Raw genomic sequence first — 4,714 nt, forward strand, 5'->3', positions numbered from 1 at the left:
CTTTAAAGCTAGACACTTTACATCCCTTGAAGCTTAATTATGGAGATGAGGTATTGATACCGGCCAAACATTTGCCAGTTGAACCACCTTATAATCCTGCCGAATTTGACTTCAGGACTTGGCCAGCTTGATCTCGAAACGAAGAATATCATTGTTTTGTTGAGGCTCACTGTCAATCGATCCCTTAAGGTACTGTACATCTTGTGCAGCAAAATAGTGAGGTTGGGTAAAGTCAGTCTGTAGGAAACATAAAAAAGCGCCAAAAAGAAAGAAAATCAAATAATAGAAAATGGAAGTTAGTTTTTTGTACTTCCATATCTTCAACCTTTTGTAGAAGAGGTTAACGAAGGCTGCAAAAAATAGGCAGGTGCAAAATGCAATAGTGGTATAGTTAAGCCATTGCACAGACTGAATAGAATAGGCTAAGGTGATACCACATATTAAAGGCAGTAAAATCTTTACGAATACTATTTCAGATTTGAATATCAAAACATATTAAAATTGATAACGCAGTTGCAGCCTGACCTCCGATTTTTGACTTCCTTTAATTTCATCCAAACTAGAGCCTACCGTTTCCACATTTTCATAGTTGTACAAGGCATATCTGGCCCATAGGTCTAATCGTTTGGCAAGCCTATATTTTAAGTTTGCATAAGTTCTGATCCCTTTTCCGTTGTACAGTCCAAACGTAAAGTTATATAAAACATCATCTTCATAGGCGTAAATACGGCTATTATAAGAAGCGGTATTGAAATAGGCCACCCTTAAATTTCCAGAAAATCTCGATGAAAGTGGAGAATAATTAATGTCTTGGTAGAACAAATACCCAAACTCCGCATTAGCTGCACCCTTTTTATATTGTGCAATCTCTAGCCTGTTCTGAAAGCCGAAAAACCTGTTCAAGGCCCATTTTACTTCAGCCCTATAGGTTTCCCTTTTTACATCGTCTAGGTAGTTAAACGGTACGGTAAGATCTGTATTTTGTTGTTTAACCTCAGATTTGTATCGTAAAATTGCCCTGAAGGTTTTATTAGGGGTATAGGTCACCTGACCAAGAAATTCGTAGCCATCAGAAGGGGCATCGACCCTAAATTTCAACCATGGGAATTTAAAATAATCACCATAAATCTGTATGCTCCAAGCTCTTGATGGATTGATATTCAAACCTGCATAAAAGCCTTTTTCATTAAAAGCTTCACTGGCTTCGGCAGTAGCCTGATTGAAAAAATTGTGGTAATTCTTTTGATAGTTTCTATGTAAGACCACAGCAGATACGGTTGCCGATAAACTCACCAATGCTCCATTCACATAAGCTAAACCAGCATCTAGGCTTTTCCCAATTTCACCGAAGAAATACATGTTCTTAAAGGTATAGCTGTAATTGGCTCCCACATTGGTCAGTTCTTTGCCCGTAAAGTTGAAATTACGGTACAGGCCCGAGCCAGTTACGAAAGCATTGTTAAAGGAAGTATGGTAGCCGATAGCACCGAGGCTCAATGCATTTGTTCTATATTGAAGTACACCACCATAAACGATCTGTTCGGTACTGTTCTTGTTCCTAATTTCGCTCTCGGTACGGTGTAGGCCGGTTTCGTTAATACTGGTAATTACATTTTCGCCATTGGCATCAAGGCTTAGGCTGGCATCCAATTTTCTAAAGGAGAAAAAGGGGGTAAAATCCACGTTTTTTAAAACAGTAACCGTCGTAGCGGCACCTCTTAAAAAGGCAAATTCATTGGCCGAGGTATAAGGCTTTAAACCCACGTCACGTTTAACCACGCTGGCCACATCTGGTGCTTTGCCAAAAGCAAAGCCCGACCATAATGTTAGGGCCTGTCCGAACTGCATGGTATAATCTCCAAGTACGACCTTCTTAAACCTTCCCGTATTGAAAAATGCAACGTGTCCAGATAGAAAGTCGAAAGGATACTGTTTAGGACCATTAAAAAAATACTCACCTGCATCTTTTTCAAACACCAATGATGCCGATACCCGATTGGAATAATTATATTTATACCTAAACAGGTACCTATCTGGCGTACCGAGGTATCTACTTCCGGGTAAATCGTTGTAACCTTTTGATTTTTCCAACACCCGTCCATACCTTACCAATAGGTCGTTATTACCCAAATTGACCAGGTTTTTGACCGTAATTCTGTCGAACAGGGTAGATTGCTCTAAAGTAACAAAAGGCAATAAGCGTTGTATGGTTTGTACATCAAACTCAGGAATGCTCTGTAGTTCTAGTACATCGATTAACTTACCATTTTGTTTAATATGTTGGAAGAGGTTGCTGATCTGTAAGGGCGAAAGAAACACCAAGGTTTTGAGTTCTTCGGCATTGGTATTGTTCAGGTTAATCGGATTTTTTCTATAATAGGTTAACCTATCCTGTAATTCTGATAGGTCATAATCTTCAGGTAGGTTTTCTGCAATGCTCTCGATTAAATCCTTAATTAACTGGTCTTCCTGAGTTTGTGCCTTAGCCGCAAAACCAATTAGCAAAAAAGCGACTAATACTAAAAGTTTAAAACGCATATGACAAACCAATTTGAGGGGTATAACCAATTTGCGGGTGACTTTCTACCGCGATATCTAACATGAATTTTTGATAATTTAAACCTATTCCAAAATATTGTTTAAAGGGTTTGGCTGTAATGCCTCCTCGCAAGCTTAAAAGCTCATAAAACTTATAATCGATACCCATACCTACATCAAACTTTTGATCAAAGTCTTTGGTAATGGTGGTGGCAATGATGATCTTGTTTGAAGGGCTGTAGGTAGCACCCAAATGCACCGCACTGGGAATATGCGCAGCCACATTGCTGGCTTTATATTTTTGTGCCGAAGGATTGTTAACGTATACACCGAAGGCCAGTTGTTTGTTTAGCTCATAATTTGCCCCTACATCTACCGTAAAGGTAGTGGAAGCGCCATAATTTGTAATTTTGAGCTGATGTACATTGGCCTTAACGGCAATCGATAGTGCCTCGCCAAATTTTTTGGCCAATGCCATGCCTGCCTTTATTTCATTAAATTCGCTGATGCCGTATCTATTGATGCTAAAACCAGCAAAATTTCCATTAAAGGGAAGTACAAAAGCAAAACTTTGCTCGCTAAGATCATCTCCAAATAGGTATTTGGCGTAATTGAGGGCTGCAATTGGTGATTTTTGATCGGTAATGCCAGAGGGGTTGGCATTTAAGCTCCAGATGTCCTTTACTGCAGCTGAACTATTTCCCATAGCAGTAAGTCTTGCACCTTGATTATACTGGGCGCTTACGGTATGGACAATAAAGGTTAAACAAAAAAAAACTAGTAAAATTCTACGCATAGGCCTGTTTGGTATTGCCAATTTATGTTATTTATCATTATCTACAAAACTATTATGCATAATTACTTCCTGATTTCTATTTGGGTATCCTGAAATACCATGTGCATAAATTCGTTCATATCGTTGTTGGACAGGGCAATACAGCCATTGGTCCAATCTTTTTTCTTTTTGGCCCCCATGGAAGTACCATGTACCATAATGTTACTGCCCACTTGTAGGTTTTTCATTTTAGCTCTTATCGAATCTAATTTGTTGGGATAGGAGATATGGAAAGAATGAAGGGTAGAACTGTTCCATTTTTGCCAATCTAATGTGTATGTTCCTTCTGGAGTTTTTCCGTCACCTTCATATTCCTTTTGCCCAATTGGGTTAGGGCCAAGTGAAATGGGATAGGTTTTAATAATTTTTTTGTCCTTTAGCAAATACATTTTCCGTTCATTTTTGACCACTAGCACTTTGTTGATCATATTTTTCCGTCTTAAAAAATCTTCTGCATCATTTACCGCTTTTTCATAAGTCATGGCTGCAGTAGTATTCTTTAGGCGTAATACGACTCCTTTTAAAAGCTGTAGGTATTCCTTTGTTTTTCCTGTGGTGTCTGTAATGTTTCTATAGGATATATACTTGTCCAAATCACTTTGGAAAATGGTATATTTGAGTATAGGGTCCTTGTATAAGGGCTTATCTATTTGAGTATTGTCCTGGCAGGCATATATAAATAGTATAGATATAATGAAAAAAGTTTTGCTGCAATTAAATTTCATCATTTAATTTCAATAAGAAATCTTTTAGCTTTTCTAGGGAAGCGATTACTTTTTGATTTTCCTTAACCTCATTGCTGTTGTTTTTTAAATGCTCTTTTGCGCCTTTTAATGTAAAGCCCTTTTCATCTACCAAGTGAAAAATAATTTTCAGGTTCTCTATATCTTCTGGTGTAAATAACCGATTTCCCTTTTTATTTTTTTTAGGACGCAGCACTTCAAATTCTTTTTCATAAAACCTGATTTGTGATGCATTTACGTCAAACATTTCGGTCACTTCGCCCATCGTATAATACATTTTGTTTATTTCTCTCTCTTTGTATGGCATGTTTGATACTGATTATTAAAGGTTTGTACGATTTACTTGAAGTGTTCAAATGTAAATTGATTTTAGCAGAAAACCACAATAAAATTATAATTTTGTTGCGTGGATAAAAAAGGAGTTTTGGTGAGGGCTTGGTAGCCTTATCGGTTAAGCGATTAAACAGTTAGCCCATCTTTCAACTTTTATAACGTTCCAACAATAGAAATATTCAATAATACAGCAATTCCATAAAATGACAGCAAAAGAAATAAGACAGACATTTTTAGATTTTTTCAAAAGTAAGGGGCATCATAT

5 protein-coding genes are annotated in these 4,714 nt (G+C 37.4%); all 5 read right to left on the bottom strand.

Going from position 1 to position 4,714, the window contains the following annotated elements; genetic code table 11:
- Window positions 1-111: 111 nt before the first annotated feature.
- Window positions 112-489: a DUF4131 domain-containing protein gene (locus JHD79_RS22295; RefSeq protein WP_199121569.1), complete on the bottom strand. Its 378-nt coding sequence runs from the start codon at window positions 487-489 to the stop codon at window positions 112-114.
- A gap of 6 nt (window positions 490-495) precedes the next feature.
- Window positions 496-2,538, bottom strand: coding sequence for a helix-hairpin-helix domain-containing protein (locus JHD79_RS22300; protein ID WP_199121570.1), 2,043 nt, complete (start codon window positions 2,536-2,538; stop codon window positions 496-498).
- Window positions 2,528-3,334, bottom strand: a complete 807-nt coding sequence (locus JHD79_RS22305) for a hypothetical protein (protein WP_199121571.1) — start codon at window positions 3,332-3,334, stop codon at window positions 2,528-2,530. Before JHD79_RS22305 ends, JHD79_RS22300 begins: the two co-directional genes overlap by 11 nt.
- Before the next feature lie 62 nt (window positions 3,335-3,396).
- A complete protein-coding gene (locus JHD79_RS22310) occupies window positions 3,397-4,101 on the bottom strand; it encodes a murein L,D-transpeptidase family protein (protein ID WP_199121572.1) in 705 nt (234 codons plus the stop codon).
- Window positions 4,088-4,423 (bottom strand): MerR family transcriptional regulator, encoded by a 336-nt coding sequence (locus tag JHD79_RS22315; protein ID WP_199121573.1) that lies wholly within the window; start codon window positions 4,421-4,423, stop codon window positions 4,088-4,090. The genes JHD79_RS22310 and JHD79_RS22315 overlap by 14 nt, the downstream gene beginning before the upstream one ends.
- Window positions 4,424-4,714: the final 291 nt, after the last annotated feature.

It is taken from the genome of Pedobacter sp. ASV28 (assembly GCF_016428855.1).
Lineage (GTDB): Bacteria > Bacteroidota > Bacteroidia > Sphingobacteriales > Sphingobacteriaceae > Pedobacter.